Here is a 16,675-nt window from a genome sequence, read left to right on the forward strand (position 1 = left end):
TTCGGAGAGCGATTTACGCAGGCGCGTGGATAACGCGTTGTTCAACCGCCTCGCCCACAAAAATGCGGACAGGTTCCCCGCCGGCGTGAGGAGCGGCCGGCTAAAAAGAAGAGAGCCGATCTTCATCGGCTCCCTTTGTTGCGCTGACTGCTTTCGTGTCAGTGCGCGACGGTTTCCCGCTGGACTTGACCGGCCTGAACGCCAGCCGTGTCGCCGCGCAACGCATCGGCGAGAATCAAGTCCGCACCTTTTTCCGCGACCATCATCGTCGGCGCGTTGATGTTGCCCGACGTGATGTTCGGGAACACCGAAGCATCGACGACGCGCAGCCCTTGCAGACCGTGCACGCGCAGCGACGCATCGACGACCGAGGTCGCCGCGTCGGGCCCCATCGCGCACGACCCGCACAGGTGATAGATCGAGCCCGACTGCTCGCGGAAGTATTGCAGCATCGCTGCGTCGGAATCGACCTGCGGCCCCGGCGAGATTTCCTCGACCGTCATCGACTTCAGCGCCGGCGCCTTCATCAGCGCGCGGATCACCTTGCTGCCCTGCACGGCTTCATCCAGATCTTTCTGCGTAGTCAGCGCGTTGATGTGGATCTTCGCGGCATCTTCCGCGCGGTTCGACGCGATCTCGATCGTGCCGCGGCTGGTCGGCCGGCACGGGTTGAATGCGATCAGGAAGCCCGAGTACGGCTCGGGCTTGATGCTCGCGCGGTCGCTCTTCGGGATCCGGTACGACAGCGGGTTGAAGTAGAGCTGGAGGTTCGGCTCCTGCATCCCGGCCGCGCCGCGGAAGAAGCCGCCCGCCTGGTTCACGCTCATCGCGAGCGGGCCGCGCTTCGTCAGCAGGTAGCGCAGCCCGATCTTCATCTTGCCGAGCAGCGTGCCCATCTCGTCGTTCAGCGTCGGCCGGTTCGCCTTGAAGTAGAAGCTCACGCACAGGTGGTCCTGCAGGTTGCGGCCGACGGCAGGCAGTGCGTGCACGAGCGGCACGCGATGGCGCGCGAGCAGCGCCGGATCGCCGACGCCCGACAGTTGCAGCAGCTTCGGCGTATCGACCGCGCCGGCCGCGAGGATTACTTCGCGCGCGGCGACGAGCGTCTCGTCGCCGTGTTCGCCCGCGACGACCACGCCCGTTGCGCGCGTGCCGTCGAACGTCACGCGCCGCACCAGCACGCCGGCGCGCAGCGTGAGGTTCGCGCGGCCCAGCGCGGGGCGCAGGTAGGCGAAGCTGCTCGAACAGCGCTCGCCATGCTTCGTGTTCAGGTCGTAGATGCCTGCGCCTTCGAACTGCGCGCCGTTGAAATCGTCGGTGCGCGGCAGGTTCAGCTGCGCGCAGCCCTTCAGGAACTCGTGCACGATCGGATGCACGTCGTCCTTCATCGACGTGATGTGGATCGGGCCGGTCGAGCCGTGATGCTGCGGATCGGTCGCGCCGGCGGCATGCGTCTCGAGCTTGCGGAAATACGGCAGCACGTCGTCGTACCCCCAGCCCGGATTGCCGGCGGCCGCCCAGTCGTCGTAGTCGCTGCGCTGGCCGCGCACGTAGACCATCGCGTTGATCGAGCCCGACCCGCCGACCACCTTGCCGCGCGGACAGTACAGCTTGCGATCGGCGAGCTGCGCTTCGGGTTCGCTGTAGTACATCCAGTTGTAGCGGCGGTTGTAGTAGGTCTTCGTGAAACCGACCGGCACCTTGAACCAGAACGACGCGTCGCGTTCGCCCGCCTCGAGCAGCAGCACCGAGTGCCGGCCCGATTCGCTCAGGCGGTTCGCGAGAATGCAGCCGGCCGAACCCGCGCCGACGATGATGTAGTCGTAGCTCATGTCGCTTCCTTCGTGCTCAGCCTTTCGCCGGCGCAAGATCCTTCACGTCGACGGGCTTCTCGCCCATCTGCAGGTGCAGCCGTTCGCCGGTGTAGGGCGTGTGCCGCTTCACGACGTCCATGTCGAGCTCGATGCCGAGACCCGGTTCGCTCGACGGGATGATGTAGCCGTCTTCCCAGCGAATCGGCGTCTTCACGACTTCCGCGTGGAAACCGCCCCACGTCATGATGCTTTCCTGGATCAGGAAGTTCGGCGTGCAGGTCGCGAGCTGGATGCTCGCGGCCGCGCCGACCGGCCCGTTGTACAGGTGCGGCGCGATCTGCGCATAGTGCACTTCGGCGAGCGTCGCGATCTTCTTCGCTTCGAGCAGGCCGCCCACGCGCGCGACGTTCAATTGCAGGATCGACGCGCCGCCGGCCTGCAGCAGCTTGTGGAACTCGTACTTGGTGGTCAGGCGCTCGCCGGTCGCGATCGGAATCGACGTGTGCTGCGCGACCTGCGCAATCGCTTCTTCCTGGCCCGGCGGCACGGGTTCCTCGAACCACAGCGGGTCGTACTTCTCGAGCCGCTTCGCGAGCCGGATCGCCGACGACGGCACCATCTGCCCGTGCGTGCCGAACAGCAGGTCGGCCTTGCTGCCGACGGCTTCGCGCACGCGCCGGCAGAACAGCTCGCAGCGGTCGAGCACTTCGAGCGACAGCTGGTGGCCCGAGTAGGCCGTGTACGGGCCGGCCGGGTCGAACTTGACGGCCGTGAAGCCGAGCTTGACGTTCTCGGCCGCGCATTCGGCCGCGAGGTCGGGATCGTCGTAGTCGTATTCGCCGCGCGCGTTCTTCGGGTACAGGTACGTGTACGAACGCAGGCGGTCGTGAATCCTGCCGCCGAGCAGTTCATACACGGGCTTGCCGGCCGCCTTGCCGACGATGTCCCAGCACGCCATCTCGAGGCCGCTGACGACGCCCATCATCGTCAGGTCGGGCCGCTGCGTGAAGCCGCTCGAATACGTCTGGCGGAACAGCCGCTCGACGTGGTGCGGATCGTGATTCAGCAGGTAGCGTTCGAACACGTCGTCGATGATCGGGCCCATGGCGGCGGGGCCGAACGTCGCCGAGTAGATCTCGCCGACGCCTTCGATGCCGTCGTCGGTCTTCAGCTTCACGAAGATCCAGTACATCCCGCCGACATGCGGCGGCGGCACGGCGACGATATGGGTTTCGAGCGAAACGATCTTCATGCGGACTCCTGGATGCGGTTGAGGCGGTATTTGAGGAACGCGGCGGCGCCCGCGCCGCACAGCGCGACGGCGGCGATATAGCCGAAATAGAGCTGGTAGCCGTGTGCGCCCGGATAGGCCTGCGTCACGTAGCCGTTGATCAGCGGCACGAACACGTCGGGCGAATAGCCGAGCACCGAGATCAGGCCGATCGCGAGGCCCGCGCAATGGCCGGGCACCCGGCAGTCGTCGAGCAGCGACCAGTACAGGCCGCGAATCGCGTAGGTGAGGATGCCGATGAACAGCACGAGCACGACGAGCATCGCCTGCGGGCTGTGCGCCGGCGCGACGATCAGCCCGACCAGCGACAGCGCGGCAAGCACGAGCGCCCAGAACAGGACCGACACCTTCGACACGCGATCGCCGAGGAAGCCGCCGCCGATTCCGCCGACCGGGCGCATCCACAGCTTCAGCGTCGTGATGAAGCCGGCCGCCGTCGCGCTGAGCCCGAAGTTGCCTTCGTGCAGATACGCGGAGAAGCTGTAGGTCGCCCAGAACACCTGGTAGCCGCAGAACACGATCGCCGCGACGAGCCACAGTTCGGGAATCGCCGCGAGCGTCTTCAGGTCGGCCAGCACGTTGCCGCGGCGCTGCTTCGTAGCCGTCGTGCGTTCGCCGGTGCGCGCCGGTTCTCGGATCAACGCGAGCAGCACGCCGAGTGCGATGCAGAAGAACGCGTACAGATGCACGACGAGCGCGAAGCCGGCTGCGTCGGTGCCGCCGCGCGTCTGCGTCACATAGGCGAACAGCGTGATCGCGACGGTCGCGAGCAGCGCCTCGACGAGGCCGCGGCCGCCGTCGAGCAGGCCGAAGAAGCGACCCTGCTCGTCGGCGCCCGCGATCATGTTCACGCGCTTGATGACGGCGGCCCAGAACGTGAGGCCGGTCGTCAGCCCCCAGCCGCCGAAGATCAGCACGAGCGTGTGAAACGACGGTCCGGTCGCATAGACGAGCCCGAGCGCGCCGGTCGCAAGCAACGAGAAGCAGATCAGCCAGCGCGGCGACAGGCGGTCGGCGAGCCAGCCGCTCGGCAGGTAGCTGATCAGGAAGATCGTGCCGAGCGACGAATACAGATAGCCGAGCTGCACGTCGTCGATGCGGAAGAAGTGCAGCATCGTCGGCTGGTACACCTGGCGCAGGTACAGCATCGGATAGATCGCACCCGCGGCGATCACGAGCAGCAGCAGTTGCAGATAGCGCTGCACGCGCGAATCGTGCGACGCGTGGGCGTCGGCGGGCAACGCGAGCGACGGGGCGGGTGTCGACGGTTGGGTCGGCATGGTGTCTTCCTCCATCAGGCGTCCGTCATGCGGAGGCCTGCAGATTTCTTATGTTCGGGTGGGGTCAGGGGCGGCGCGCGCCGGGAACGGCGCGGCGGCCGGTCAGTACTTCATGACGACGAGGCGCGTCTGCGTGAATTCGAGCATCCCGTGCTTGCCGTCGTCGCCGCCGAGTCCCGAGCGTTTCCAGCCGGCATGGAAGCCCTGGTACGGATCGGCCGGCGTCCGGTTGACGTACAGCTCGCCCGCTTCGATCGCGTTCGCCGCCTTCATCGCGGTGCGGTAGTTCTCGGTGTAGAGCACCGACGACAGGCCGAACTGATGGTCGTTCGCGCATGCGATCGCTTCGTCGATCGTCGTGTAGCGCAGCACCGGCATGATCGGGCCGAAGGTTTCCTCCTGCACGATCTCCATGTCCTGCCGCACGCCGGTGAGCAGCGTGGCCGGGTAGAAGAAGCCGGGGCCGGCCGGAATCGCGCCGCCGGTTTCGAGCGTCGCGCCTGCCGCGATCGCGCGTTCGACCATCCCGTGGATGTGCGCGCGCGCCGATGCGCTGACGAGCGGGCCCATCCGCGCGGCGTCTTCGGCGCGGTCGCCGATGCGCACCGCCGCCATCTTGTCCTTCAGCAGCGCAACGAAGCGGTCGTGCACGCTGTCGTGCACGTACACGCGCTCGATCGCCGTGCAGAGCTGTCCGCAGTGCGTGGTCTTCGACGCGACGAGCGCGGCGGCCGCGCGTTCGAGATCGGCGTCGGGCTCGATGATCGCCGGCGTCTTGCCGCCGAGTTCGAGCGAGGGCTTCGCGATGTTCGCCTTGCAGTAGTCGAGCACCTTGCGGCCCGCGTTCACGCTGCCGGTCAGCGTAATCATGCCGATCGCCGGATGCGTGCACAGCGTCTCGGCGGTCGCGTGGTCCATCGTCAGGATGTTGACGACGCCCGGCGGGAAGCCGGCGGCGTCGACGGCCTTCGCGATCTCGAACGCCGACACCGGCGTGTGGTTGCTCGGCCGCACGACCACCGTGTTGCCGGCGATCAGTGCGGGCGCGATCTTGCGCAGCAGCGTGTAGACCGGGAAATTGAACGGGATCAGGCATGCGACGACGCCGATCGGCTCGCGCTGCAGGAACAGGTTCTCGTCGGGCGTATCGCTCGGGATGATCTCGCCCTCGATCCGGCGCGCCCATTCCGCGTGATAGCGCGTGATCTGGCCCGCGTAGACGGCTTCGTTCGACGCATCCTCGACGCTCTTGCCCGATTCCTGCGCGAGCGCCGCGCCGATTGCCGGCGCGTGGTCGGTCAGCGCGTCGGCGAGCCGGTGCAGGAACGCTGCGCGTTCGGCGCTCGGCAGCTTGCGCCACGCCTTCTGCGCGGCGGCCGCGGCGTCGACGGCGGCGAGCGCGTCGGCCGGCGTTACGGCGGGCACGCGCGCGAACGGCGCTTCGGTGGCGGGATTGTGGACGACGATGAACGCGTCGCTTTCCGGGGCGACGAAACGGCCGTTCACGTAATTGCGTTCGGTGCGCATGAAGAGGCTCCTCCGATGGATGCGGGCGGATCGCTTCGGGCGGCGATCGCTGCACGGGACAGGAGCCATTCTGATCATGCGTTTATCGCACGACAAACGACTTATTTTCGTGTCGAACGTGAGAAAAACGCATGTTACTGGGAGCGGCGGCCGGAATCGCCCGCCGGGCAAGGCGGGTGCGGCGAGGGCGGGGTCGGGTGGGCGCGAATTTTTCGCCGAAGCCCGCGCGTTGCGGCGTCGCGCGACGCCGGACGGCGTTCCGCGCGCCTAGCGCAGCGGCAACTGCGGCAGCGGCGACGACGGTTCGAGATGACGTTTCGCGAGCCACACTTCCTGTTGGAGCCAGTCGCGGAACTGCACGATGTGCGGCAGGTTGGTCTGCTCCGGGCGCGTGACGAACCAGTACGACTGGTGGCCGTCGACGTGCACGTTGAGCACCTGCATCAGCTGCCCGGTCGCCAGTTCGCGCGCGACCATATGACGGTCGGCGATCGTGATCCCGAGCCCGTCGATCGCGGCGCGGATCGCATGGTCGAGCAGGTCGAATTCGTAGCCGCCGCGCGTGTCGACGTCGGCGATGCCGGCCGCCTTCAGCCAGTGCTGCCAGGTCAGGTAGCGCTGGTCGTCGGTCGCGAGCACGTGCAGCAGCGTGAAGCGGTTCAGGTCGATCGGCGCGTCGTCCTGTCGCAGCCGTGCGTAGAGCGCGGGCGCGCAGACGGCGATGTGCTGCTCCTGCATCAGCAGCGCATTGTCGAAGCCGTCCCATTCGCCGTCGCCGAAACGGATCGCGCAGTCGAGCACGCGCGATTCGCCGAGGCTGTCGTGGATGCGCGTCGTCAGGCTGAGCTCGAACTCCGGATGCGCGTCGCGCAGCCGGCCGAGGCGCGGCATCAGCCAGCGCGCGGCGAAGGTCGGCGGCACGTTCGCGCGCAGGCGGTTCAGATGGGTCTTTTCCTGCAGGCTGCGCACGGTCAGCTCGATCTTGTCGAACGATTGCTGCAGCGCGCGCAGCAGCACGCGGCCGGCCGCCGTCAGTTCGAGCTGGTGATGGCGGCGCTCGAGCAGCGTTTCGCCGAGTTGTCCTTCGAGCTGGCGGACCTGGCGGCTCACCGCGCTCTGCGTCACGTTCAGCAGCTCGGCGGCACGCGTGAAGCTGCCGGTGCGGCCGGCCATCTCGAAGGCTTTCAGCGCGTTCAGCGCCGGCATCTTGCGTCTCACGGGGCGGGGCGTCGTTTGGTGCGGGATGCTTATTGTATGCAGCCGCCGGGCCGGACGCGAGGGGCGCGACGGCGGCGCGGCATGACCGGAACCGCCCGCGCCGGACATCGGGGTTTTCACGGCCTGCCGCGCGGCGCGCTTTTCTGCGATAAAGCTGCCCGCAAGTGTGCCGGCGGGGCCGACCGGCAGCGAGACGGAAACAAGGAACACACATCATGCGACGCCTGCCATCGTTGATCGCGCTGCGATTTTTCGAGGAGACCGCGCGTCATCTGAGCTTCAATCGCGCGGCCGTGTCGCTGTGCGTGACGCAGGGCGCCGTGAGCCGGCAGATCCGGCTGCTCGAGGACGCGCTCGGCGTACGGCTGTTCGAGCGCGACCACAAGGGCGTGCGTCTGACCGAAGCGGGCCAGCGCCTGCTGCCGTTCGTCGGGCAGGCGTTCGACACGATCGAGCGCGGCGTCGGCGAGGTGGCCGCCGGGCGGCCGGGGGCGAAGCGGCGGCTGACGGTGTCGCTGCCGCCGACCTTCGCGACGCAATGGTTCTCGCCACGGCTCGGCACGCTCGCGGAGGCGCTGCCGGACGTCGAGCTGTCGATCCGCACGGAACCGGCCGACGATTGCCATTGCCACATCCGCTTCGGCCGCGCGGCGCGGCCGGGGATGCAGTCGGAGCTGCTGATGATGGAGCGGCACGCGCTGGTCGGTGCGCCGCGCTATCGCGGCGACACGCTCGATGCGCTGCTCGGGCGGCTGCCGTCGCTGCACGTGCTGCACGAGGGCAAGCGGCTGACGCTGTGGGCCGACTGGTGCGAGCAGGCGGGTGTCGATGCCGCGCGGATCGGCGACGGCATCGAGTTCTCGACGCTCGAACAGGCGATTCGCGCGGCGCGCAAGGGCGCGGGGCTCGCGGTGGTCGACCTGAACATGATCGAGGAGGAGATCGCCGAAGGCAGCCTGGTGCGGCTGTCGCCGGTGCAGCCGATCGGGCCGTTCGGATACTGGCTCGATGTCGAGCCGGAGAGCGTTGCGCTCGAGCATGTGACGGCGTTTGCCGCGTGGTTGAGGGGGCAGGCCGCGAGGAAAGGGTAGGCGGCGTGGGGCGTGGCTCGCCGATTGTGCCGACTGGCCGGTTCCAGAGGGTAGCGACTGACGTTGTCCATCGGGCCGACTTGTGACGTGGCGATATCGTCGATCATGATCGGCGTTCGGACAGCGAAGTCCGGAATGGCTGCGCCGACGGAGGCAAAGCGGCGCCGCATGTCGGCGAACGTATCCGATCCGCGTGCCGCACCATCCGCCCGGTCAACGGGGTGATATCGAGACCCGATCTGTCAGGAGGGCCCGTTCTTGATAATAGTTGATAATCCGGCTAACCTGCCCGCATCGGAATCCACGCCGCATGGAGGGCAACATGATCAGTGCCGACCTTGGCACGCAGCTGGAAAGCTACGTCGCAAAGCTGGTCGAGTCGGGCCGTTACGGGTCCAAAAGCGAAGTGCTTCGCGAAGGGGTGCGATTGATTCAGGATCGCGAAGCACAGCTGAGCGCACTCGATGCCGTGATCGCGCGCAGCCTCGCCGATGCGGACGCGGGACGCGGCGCGGAAGCAGCGGACGTGTTCGATCGTCTGGAAGCGCAGTATCGCGCGCAGGCGGATCGTCAGGCGTGACCGTGCGCCTGTCCGGTTTTGCGATCACCGAACTCGAGCTGATAGCCGATTACATCGCGCGCGACAATCCGCAACGCGCGATCACGTTCGTGCGGGCGCTTCGCGAAAAATGCCTGAGCCTTGCCGAGATGCCGTTCGCGTTTCCACTGGTGCCGCGCTTCGAAGCTTATGGCGTCCGGCATCGCGGATACGGCAATTTCCAGATTTTCTATCGGGTCAAAGGCGATCCTCCCGTGCAGATCGACGTGCTGCATGTGCTGCACGGCGCACGGGACTACGCAAGCATTCTGTTCTGAGCGGGGCGGCGGATTTCCGCCTTCTTTCGTTCGAGAAAAGGCGCGCGTTGCGTGTCGGATGCAGCGCGTCCTGCCTTCTGCACCCGGCCCATCGATGATCGAGGAGGGGGTAAGGGCGCGGATTTCGGACGCGGCTGAACGGATGGAGAAAAGGATCGGTTCGGTCGTGTTTGTCGTGCCGGGTTTGCCGCCTCCGGATCTGTCAACGATCGTTACCGAAGCAGGCGCGGCGAAATCGTCACCGGCCTGAGCCGCTTCTTTCCGCGTGGCGGGTTACCGGTCGGGGTCGAGTCCGAAGTGCGCGAGCGTTTCCCGCCGCGCCATGGCTTCCGCTTCCGCGTCCGAGAAGATGGGCAACTGGCACTTCGAGAGATCGATGCGTCCCACGTTGAAGACGGCTCGTCGTCGCGGAACGGCCGATGCGGTAGCCGCCCGTGCGTCGTGCTCGATGGCGGAGCTGTGCATGACCCGCGCGAGGCTGTGATGGAGTTCGCGTGTGACGAGTGCGTCAAGGAGACGGCGCACCTCCGAGAGGCGAATGGGCCGATTCTCGTTCGTCGGTCGGCCGCGCTTCGTGACGGGACGCGTGATCCGGAAGCCGGTGATCGGCGTGTGCTTTTCGGTCATTCGTCAATCCTCTTTTCGATCAGCTGTTTCTGCAGCGCCCGCACCGGCTACAGGTCGGGATCGAGTCCGAAGTGCGCGAGCGTTTCCCGGCGGCCCCTCGCCTCCGCTTCGGCGAGTGTGATGACACGCAGCGTGCTCTTCGAGCGATCGATGCGCGCCACGTCGAAGACTTTCCTTTGCGGCAGCACCGGCTGTGTGTCGGGCCCGGCGGCAGGCATGAGCGCGGCCGGCATCCCGCCGTCGTCGCGGCGTCCGTTCGCGACGAGTTCGCCAATGAGCTGCCGTATCTCCGAGAGGCGAATGGGCCGATTCTCGTTCATCGCGCGATTGCGCTTCGCGACAGGCTTCGCGATCCGGAAGCCGGCAATCGGACAGTGCTTCTTCGTCATGCGTAAATCCCCTTCTCGATTAGATATCGTTGCAGCGTGCGCACCGAATCTCTGTGCGGCGCAACGTCGAATGTCATCCAGCGATGCGACCCGGCAACTCGCCAGAAGTCTCGTCCGAAGCGCGTCTCGTAGAGTGCGCGCAGCGATCGAAGCGAACCGTCGGCCAGACCGACCGGGTATCCCTGGAAGTACTGGAACAGCGCTGCTTCGTCGCCATGCCGATCGGGAATCGGCGCATCGAAGCCGAATCGCGGCCATGCGTAGTACCCGTAAAGCCGCGGGCCATCAGGTTCCGGCGCGGCTTTGCGACCGCCTATCGCGAATGTGATGATCCAGGCGATCCCCAACTTAGCGCACGCGCGGACGATCCGCCATAGCATTACCGCGCCGAGTCCTGCGATAGCGTTGTCGAGGAGATCGATCGTTCCCAGTTCGAGTACGGACGTATCCGAAGTCTGAAGCACGGAGACCCGATTCTCCGACCGGATCAATGTCGGGTGTGCCCCAGCATATCGTCGAGCCTCCGGGCCGCCGAGTCCGCCGAACGGCCAGGCAGCAGGCCGAACGGCGCGCCGGCGCAGGCGGCGGCTTTTACAACGGCTCGGCGCCACCACGCTGCGCTTCCGCCACCGTTATCGCTATTGCTGTCGCCCACACCTGCCGAAGCGTCCGGCCTCATACGCCCATCAATGCCCCGACGCCTGCTCCAGCGTCAGATGCTTCGTCTCCGGCGCCCACGCGATCGACACGATCATCCCGATCAGCAGCACGCCGGCGAGGGCGAACATCGTCGCGTGGAAGCCGAGCGTCGCGATGCCGACCGGCAGCAGGAACGTGCCGATCGCCGAGCCGAGCCGGCTGCATGCGATCGCGAGGCCGACGCCGCACGCGCGCACTTCAGTCGGGAAGCACTCGGGCGGAAACACGCCGACGAGATTGCTGAACGCCGACATCGTCAGCGTGAAGATCGCGAATGCGACGATCATCGCGACGGCGGCCGACGACGGCAGCACCGCAAGCGCGACGAGCGACGCGCACGTCACCGCGAACGAGCCGATCAGGAAGCCGCGCCGCGACAGCCGGATCGTGAGCCAGATCCCGATCAGCGCGCCGAGCACGAGAAAGCCGTTCAGCAGCAGATCGGCGCCGAAGCCTTCGGCGAGGCCGATCGTCTTCAGGATCGTCGGCAGGAACGTGTAGATCGCGAAATACGGAATCACGAGGCATACGAAGAACGCACAGTTGAACACCGTCCGGCGGATCAGGTCGCGGTGGAACAGCCGAGCGAAGCCGCCGTGCGCATGCGGCTCGATCGCGCCGTCGAGCATCACGTGCGGCCCGAAATGTTTCGCGACGATCGCGCGCGCCTCGCGCTCGCGGCCCTTGCCGAGCAGCCAGCGCGGCGATTCGGGCGTGCCGATTCGCAGCACGAGCACGACGAGCGCCGGCAGCGCCGCCGACGCGAGCAGCCAGCGCCACGCGTCGGGTGCGACGTCGCTGTATGCGAGGCCGAGCACGTTCGCGGCGACATAGCCGATCGTCCAGATCACACTGAACGAGCCGAGCAGCGCGCCGCGCTGCTTGCGCGGCGAGAATTCGGCGAGGATTGCGTGGCCGACCGTGAAGTCGCCGCCCATCCCGAAGCCGATCAGCACGCGCAGCACGCACAGTTCGAGCGGCGAGCCGACGAAGAACTGCGCGAACGCGGCCGCCGTGATGATCACGAAGCTTGTCAGGAAGATCTTCTGCCGGCCCATTCGGTCGGACAGCCAGCCGAACACGAGGCTGCCGAAGAAGATGCCGATCAGCGCGGAACTGCCGATCATCCCCATCCAGAACGCATCGAGCGGCATCTGCTTGCCGAGCGCGGCCAGCGCGTAGCCGATCGTGCCGAGCGTATAGCCCTCGGTGAAGTGCGCGCCGAACGTGAGGCCCGCGATCTTTACGTGGAAACGATTGAGCGGCACGTCGTCGAGCGCGACGGGGCGGTGCGGCGCATCGGCGCCGCGCGAAAGCGGCAGGGCGCGCGCCGTGCCGGATGAAACGTTGGCTTGAGTCAAGCTGCCTCCTGGATTGTTGTGTGTATGCATGCGGCGCGCGGAGGCGAAACGCCGCTGCGAAGCCGTGCGGGGCGCCGCGCGGCCGGACGGCGCGCGGCGCGGATCGACCGCGGGGAGCGGTCGGGATCAGCGGCCGAGACCGGCCATCAGCGTGTACTTCAGTTCCACATATTCGTCGAGGCCGTACTTCGACCCTTCGCGGCCGAGCCCCGATTGCTTGACGCCGCCGAACGGCGCGACTTCGGTCGAGATGATCCCGTCGTTGACGCCGACCATCCCGCTTTCCAGTGCGCCGGACACGCGCCATGCGCGGCCGAGGTCGCGCGTGTAGAAGTACGCGGACAGTCCGAACGGCGTGTCGTTGGCCGCGGCGATCGCATCTTCTTCCGTCGCGAAGCGAAAGCATGCGGCGACCGGGCCGAAGGTTTCCTCTTCGGCGATCAGCATGTCGGGCGTCATGCCGGTCAGCACGGTCGGTTCGTAGAACGTGCCGCCGAGCGCATGGCGCTTGCCGCCGGCGACGACGGTCGCGCCCTTGGCGGTCGCGTCGGCCACGTGCCGCTCGACCTTGTCGAGTGCGGCATCGTTGATCAGCGGGCCTTGGTCGACTTCTCCTGCCAGCGCGTTGCCGACGCGCAGCGCGTTCACGGCGTCCGCGAGCTTGCGCGTGAATGCGTCGTACACGCCGTCCTGCACGAGGAAGCGGTTCACGCACACGCAGGTCTGGCCCGTGTTGCGGAACTTCGACGCGATCGCGCCCGTGACGGCCGCATCGAGATCGGCATCGTCGAACACGATGAACGGTGCATTGCCGCCGAGTTCGAGCGACAGCTTCTTCAGCGTGTCGGCGGACTGCTTCGCGAGCAGCTTGCCGACGCGCGTCGAACCCGTGAACGACAGCTTGCGCACGACCGGCGAATGCGTGAGCGCCTCGCCGATCGCGACCGCATCGCCGGACACCACGTTGAACACGCCGGCCGGCACGCCCGCGCGCTCGGCCAGCACCGCGAGCGCGAACGCGGACAGCGGCGTTTCCTCGGACGGCTTCAACACCATCGTGCAGCCGACCGCGAGCGCGGGGCCGGCCTTGCGCGTGATCATCGCGAGCGGGAAATTCCACGGCGTGATCGCCGCGACGACGCCCACCGGCTCGCGCGTGACGACGATCTGCGCATTCGGCTTCGGGCTCGGGATCACGTCGCCGTACATGCGCTTCGCTTCTTCCGCGAACCATTCGAGAAAACTGGCCGCGTACGCCACTTCGCCGCGCGCCTCGGTCAGCGGCTTGCCTTGCTCGCGCGTCAGCAGCTCGGCGAGCGCGTCGCGGTGCTCGAGCATCAGCTCGCCCCAGCGCTTCACGCGTGCGCCGCGCTCCTTCGCGGTCAGCGCACGCCATGCGGGGAACGCGTGCGCGGCCGCGTCGATCGCGCGCTGCGCGTCGTCGGCGCCGCCTTTCGCGACCTTCGCGATGGTTTCGCCGGTCGCCGGATTCAGCACCGCATAAGTGGCGTCGCTCGCCGCATGCGGTTCATGCCATTCGCCGCCGATGTAATGGCCGCTCCTCAGAAATTCGCTCATCGTGATGGGTTCCTTCAGTCTGCCGCGAAACTGCCCTGCGCCGGACGCGGCGCGCGCGCGATGCGCTTGCCGGCCGTGTAGTCGTTGATCAGGTCGCACGGCGTGTAGTTGCGTTCGAGTTCGTGCAGCTCGTCTTCGGTGAGCCGCGTTTCGAGCGCGCCGAGCGCGCTGTCGAACTGCTCGACGGAATCGGCGCCGACCAGCATGCTCGCGACGCCCGGACGGCTCAGCACCCACGCCTGCGCGATCTGCGCGGGCGGGACGTCGCGCCGCTTCGCGACTTTCGCGACCGATTCGGCGATCGCGAGCGACGACGCGTCGCCATACATCTGCGCGGTGAAGAAGTCGGTCTGGTTGCGCGTCGACTGCGGCTCGCAGGTCAGCAGGCCGCGCGCGAGCGGGCTGAACACCGACACGCCGACGCCCTGGTCGATGCAGTACGGGATCATCTCGCGCTCTTCCTCGCGATACGCGAGGTTCAGCTGCAGCTGCATGTTGATCGGCTTGTCCCAGCCGTTGCGTTCGCAGGCCTGCATGATCTTCGCGAACTGCCACGTGTACATCGTCGATACGCCGATATAGCGCGCCTTGCCGGCACGCACGATGTCGTGCATCGCGCTCATCGTTTCCTCGACGGGCGTGTTCACGTCGAAGAAGTGCAGCATGAAGATGTCGACGTAATCCATCCCGAGGCGCTTCAGCGAGCCGTCGATGCCGTCGAGCACGTGCTTGCGCGAGTGGCCGCCCGCGTTCGGATCGCTGCCCATGTCGTAGCCGACCTTGGTCGTCACGACCAGCTCCTCGCGGCGCGCGGCGCGCTTCAGGATGCGGCCGACCACTTCCTCGCCGACGCCGGTCGAGTAGAAGTCGGCGAGATCGATGAAGTTGACGCCGGCGTCGAGCGCGCGGCGCACGATCGGCTCGCTCTGCGCTTCATCGAAAATCCACGGCTTCCATTGCGGCGTGCCCATGTTCATCGTGCCGAGACACAGGCGGGACACCTTCAGGCCGGACTGGCCAAGGCGGACGTATTCCATGTTTCCTCCAGATGCGGCCTGTGCCGGCCGCTTGTCGTCGTCAGTTTTTCTTCGGCGTGTAGAACGGGTTCGATACGTCGCGCGCGGCGGCGAACACGGCGTCGCGGTGCGGCAGCCCTTCCATCGCGGCGACGATCGCATTGCGGCACGCGCGGTAGTTGTTCTCGAACACGGCGTCGAGATCGTCGGTCTTCGGGTTCACCCAGTTGGCCGACACGACAACCCAGTCGTTCTCCGCTTCGGGCGGCAGCGTGCCGTTCTCCAGCGCTTCGGCCACCGCCTTCGCGATGCCGGCCTGCGACGCGCCCCAGGTCGCATTGCCGTGGAAGTCGCCGTCGATCTGCGCTTTGTTCACGTACAGCGTGAGCGGCTTGGTCGGCACGCCCGGTTGCGCGATCACGACGAACGGCGCATGGCCGGCCGACGGCGTTGCGAGCGCGGTGGCGAATGCCTGTCCGGCCGGGCCGTTGCGCGGGCCGATCAGCACGTTGATGTGCGCGAGGTTGACGCCGGGGCCTTCGAAGCCTTCGCCGATGTAGAGCTGTCTGGGTTGCAGTGCGGTCATTGCGATGTCTCGTCGATGAGGTTGGGTGTGAAGCGATTGTGGTGGGCCGCGGCGCAGCCGGTGAATCGATGTTTTCTGATCGGGGTATGAGTTTTCGTCGTCTCCGGGAAAGCCCTGAATCCCGCCCGGGAACGCCCGTCGGACGGACGACCGTGGCTGCCGCGCGGATGCGCGGGACGATGCGGGCGTGCAGACGGACGGGGGCCGGCTCCGGGTTTGTCATACCCGGACAGGGCTGGAGGGGCGGCGGCGTTTGGACAACAATCGGCGTACCTCGAACCCCGAACCCTATCTTTCGTCGTCCCTTCCATTTTCGAAAGCGAGTAATTCCGATGGCTGCCATTCAGAAGCCCGATTGGTCGAAGCTGAGTTCGCTCGATCCCGAGCTGATCCGGGCATTCGTCGCGGTTGTCGAGAGCGGCGGCTTTACGTCGGCGGCGCGGCAACTGCATCGCACGCAGTCGACGATCAGCCTGCGGATCCGCACGCTCGAGGAACGGCTCGATACGCACCTGTTCATGCGCAACAGCCGGCGGCTGGAACTGTCGCGCGACGGCGAGAACTTCCTGATCCACGCGCGGCGGATCATCCAGGTGCAGAACGACGCGATCATCGCGTTGAAGCAGAGCAGCAGCGACCGCGGCATCGTGCGCTTCGGGCTGCCCGAGGATTACGCGGAGCTGTGGCTGCCCGACCTGCTGAAGTCGTTCTATGCGCTGCGGCCGGGCGCGCGCCTGCACGTGCATTGCCGGATGTCGCTCGAACTGCTCGAACGGCTGCACGCCGGCGAGCTCGACGTCGCGCTCGTCGTGCGGCATGGGCCGGGCGCGGGCGGGCGCTTGCTCGGCCGGCACGACGTGGTATGGGCCGCGCATCGCGATTTCGCGCTCGACCGCCAGGCCTCGGTGCCGCTCGCGCTGTTTCCCGAAACCTGTTGCTACCGGCAGCGCGGCCTGCAGGCGCTCGCGACGATCGACCGGCCGTTTCATGTCGTCTACACGAGCCAGAGCCCGACCGGCATCAAGATCGCGGTGAACCACGGCGCGGCCGTGACGATGATCGATCGTTGCACGCTGCCGGAGAACTGGCGCGTGCTCGACGAAGCGGACGGGTTTCCGCCGCTGCCGGCGGCCGATCTCGAACTGCATCGCTCGCCGGGGATCTGCGATCCGCTGACCGACGATCTCGTGTCGCTGATCGAGGCGATGGTCGACGAGCGGCGGCGGGTGTCGCTCGAGGCGTTCGCCTAGCAGGCTGTTGAAAAGCGCCTCATTTTGACGGCCGGGGCACTGTTTAAAAGGGTTTCGTATGCGATTGGCCGT

At 67.0% G+C, this 16,675-nt stretch carries 16 protein-coding genes; 4 read left to right on the forward strand and 12 right to left on the reverse strand.

Annotated features, from left to right (window positions below):
• Positions 1–158 precede the first annotated feature (158 nt).
• From BST28156_RS33280 to BST28156_RS33300, 5 genes are all read right to left on the reverse strand, one after another.
• Positions 159–1,832 carry a GMC family oxidoreductase gene (locus tag BST28156_RS33280; RefSeq protein WP_174904458.1) on the reverse strand — a complete coding sequence of 558 codons (1,674 nt, stop codon included), beginning with the start codon at positions 1,830–1,832 and terminating at the stop codon, positions 159–161.
• A 16-nt stretch (positions 1,833–1,848) separates the two neighbouring features.
• A complete protein-coding gene (locus BST28156_RS33285; protein WP_060247127.1) occupies positions 1,849–3,066 on the reverse strand; it encodes a mandelate racemase/muconate lactonizing enzyme family protein in 1,218 nt (405 codons plus the stop codon).
• Positions 3,063–4,385, reverse strand: coding sequence for an MFS transporter (locus tag BST28156_RS33290; protein WP_254596483.1), 1,323 nt, complete (start codon positions 4,383–4,385; stop codon positions 3,063–3,065). Before BST28156_RS33290 ends, BST28156_RS33285 begins: the two co-directional genes overlap by 4 nt.
• A 102-nt stretch (positions 4,386–4,487) precedes the next feature.
• The gene (gene aldA / locus BST28156_RS33295) at positions 4,488–5,912 is read right to left on the reverse strand and encodes an aldehyde dehydrogenase (protein WP_174904460.1); all 1,425 of its coding nucleotides are present in this window, start codon (positions 5,910–5,912) and stop codon (positions 4,488–4,490) included.
• A gap of 267 nt (positions 5,913–6,179) precedes the next feature.
• Entirely contained in the window at positions 6,180–7,118 is a 939-nt protein-coding gene (locus BST28156_RS33300; protein ID WP_174904466.1) for a LysR substrate-binding domain-containing protein, read from the reverse strand.
• Positions 7,119–7,345: 227 nt separating this feature from the next.
• Here BST28156_RS33300 and BST28156_RS33305 point away from each other — a divergent pair, with 227 nt between their 5' ends.
• From BST28156_RS33305 to BST28156_RS33315, 3 genes are all read left to right on the forward strand, one after another.
• Positions 7,346–8,221 (forward strand): LysR substrate-binding domain-containing protein, encoded by an 876-nt coding sequence (locus BST28156_RS33305; protein WP_060247123.1) that lies wholly within the window; start codon positions 7,346–7,348, stop codon positions 8,219–8,221.
• 322 nt (positions 8,222–8,543) lie between these two features.
• On the forward strand, positions 8,544–8,801 hold the full coding sequence (locus BST28156_RS33310; RefSeq protein ID WP_174904467.1) for a type II toxin-antitoxin system ParD family antitoxin: 258 nt from the start codon (positions 8,544–8,546) through the stop codon (positions 8,799–8,801).
• Complete coding sequence (locus BST28156_RS33315) at positions 8,798–9,097, forward strand: type II toxin-antitoxin system RelE/ParE family toxin (protein ID WP_060111968.1); 300 nt, start codon at positions 8,798–8,800, stop codon at positions 9,095–9,097. Before BST28156_RS33310 ends, BST28156_RS33315 begins: the two co-directional genes overlap by 4 nt.
• Before the next feature lie 273 nt (positions 9,098–9,370).
• On the opposite strand, the gene BST28156_RS33320 is transcribed toward BST28156_RS33315, so the two are convergent.
• From BST28156_RS33320 to fae, 7 genes are all read right to left on the reverse strand, one after another.
• Positions 9,371–9,724, reverse strand: a complete 354-nt coding sequence (locus tag BST28156_RS33320) for a hypothetical protein (protein WP_174904461.1) — start codon at positions 9,722–9,724, stop codon at positions 9,371–9,373.
• A gap of 47 nt (positions 9,725–9,771) precedes the next feature.
• Positions 9,772–10,044, reverse strand: a complete 273-nt coding sequence (locus tag BST28156_RS33325; RefSeq protein ID WP_174904462.1) for a hypothetical protein — start codon at positions 10,042–10,044, stop codon at positions 9,772–9,774.
• A 65-nt stretch (positions 10,045–10,109) separates the two neighbouring features.
• Positions 10,110–10,577: a hypothetical protein gene (locus BST28156_RS33330; protein ID WP_254596485.1), complete on the reverse strand. Its 468-nt coding sequence runs from the start codon at positions 10,575–10,577 to the stop codon at positions 10,110–10,112.
• 222 nt (positions 10,578–10,799) lie between these two features.
• The gene (locus tag BST28156_RS33335) at positions 10,800–12,134 is read right to left on the reverse strand and encodes an MFS transporter (protein WP_254596487.1); all 1,335 of its coding nucleotides are present in this window, start codon (positions 12,132–12,134) and stop codon (positions 10,800–10,802) included.
• Positions 12,135–12,299: 165 nt separating this feature from the next.
• Positions 12,300–13,751, reverse strand: coding sequence for an NAD-dependent succinate-semialdehyde dehydrogenase (locus tag BST28156_RS33340; RefSeq protein WP_174904464.1), 1,452 nt, complete (start codon positions 13,749–13,751; stop codon positions 12,300–12,302).
• A 14-nt stretch (positions 13,752–13,765) separates the two neighbouring features.
• A complete protein-coding gene (locus tag BST28156_RS33345; protein WP_174904465.1) occupies positions 13,766–14,788 on the reverse strand; it encodes an aldo/keto reductase in 1,023 nt (340 codons plus the stop codon).
• A 40-nt stretch (positions 14,789–14,828) separates the two neighbouring features.
• Positions 14,829–15,353 carry a formaldehyde-activating enzyme gene (gene fae / locus BST28156_RS33350; RefSeq protein ID WP_040130553.1) on the reverse strand — a complete coding sequence of 175 codons (525 nt, stop codon included), beginning with the start codon at positions 15,351–15,353 and terminating at the stop codon, positions 14,829–14,831.
• A gap of 332 nt (positions 15,354–15,685) precedes the next feature.
• Between fae and BST28156_RS33355 the strand changes: the two genes are divergently transcribed.
• A complete protein-coding gene (locus tag BST28156_RS33355) occupies positions 15,686–16,603 on the forward strand; it encodes a LysR family transcriptional regulator (protein WP_060247113.1) in 918 nt (305 codons plus the stop codon).
• Positions 16,604–16,675: the final 72 nt, after the last annotated feature.

The organism is Burkholderia pseudomultivorans, assembly GCF_902499075.1.
Taxonomy (GTDB): domain Bacteria; phylum Pseudomonadota; class Gammaproteobacteria; order Burkholderiales; family Burkholderiaceae; genus Burkholderia; species Burkholderia pseudomultivorans.

Excerpts from the sequence above, each read along its gene's own strand:
- BST28156_RS33285 (WP_060247127.1), bottom strand. The coding sequence starts at position 3,066 with ATGAAGATCGTTTCGCTCGAAACCCATATCGTCGCCGTGCCGCCGCCG.
- BST28156_RS33325 (WP_174904462.1), bottom strand. The coding sequence starts at position 10,044 with ATGAACGAGAATCGGCCCATTCGCCTCTCGGAGATACGGCAGCTCATT.
- BST28156_RS33355 (WP_060247113.1), top strand. The coding sequence starts at position 15,686 with ATGGCTGCCATTCAGAAGCCCGATTGGTCGAAGCTGAGTTCGCTCGAT.
- BST28156_RS33345 (WP_174904465.1), bottom strand. The coding sequence starts at position 14,788 with ATGGAATACGTCCGCCTTGGCCAGTCCGGCCTGAAGGTGTCCCGCCTG.
- BST28156_RS33290 (WP_254596483.1), bottom strand. The coding sequence starts at position 4,385 with ATGCCGACCCAACCGTCGACACCCGCCCCGTCGCTCGCGTTGCCCGCC.
- BST28156_RS33305 (WP_060247123.1), top strand. The coding sequence starts at position 7,346 with ATGCGACGCCTGCCATCGTTGATCGCGCTGCGATTTTTCGAGGAGACC.
- BST28156_RS33320 (WP_174904461.1), bottom strand. The coding sequence starts at position 9,724 with ATGACCGAAAAGCACACGCCGATCACCGGCTTCCGGATCACGCGTCCC.
- BST28156_RS33310 (WP_174904467.1), top strand. The coding sequence starts at position 8,544 with ATGATCAGTGCCGACCTTGGCACGCAGCTGGAAAGCTACGTCGCAAAG.
- BST28156_RS33340 (WP_174904464.1), bottom strand. The coding sequence starts at position 13,751 with ATGAGCGAATTTCTGAGGAGCGGCCATTACATCGGCGGCGAATGGCAT.
- aldA (WP_174904460.1), bottom strand. The coding sequence starts at position 5,912 with ATGCGCACCGAACGCAATTACGTGAACGGCCGTTTCGTCGCCCCGGAA.
- BST28156_RS33280 (WP_174904458.1), bottom strand. The coding sequence starts at position 1,832 with ATGAGCTACGACTACATCATCGTCGGCGCGGGTTCGGCCGGCTGCATT.
- fae (WP_040130553.1), bottom strand. The coding sequence starts at position 15,353 with ATGACCGCACTGCAACCCAGACAGCTCTACATCGGCGAAGGCTTCGAA.
- BST28156_RS33300 (WP_174904466.1), bottom strand. The coding sequence starts at position 7,118 with ATGCCGGCGCTGAACGCGCTGAAAGCCTTCGAGATGGCCGGCCGCACC.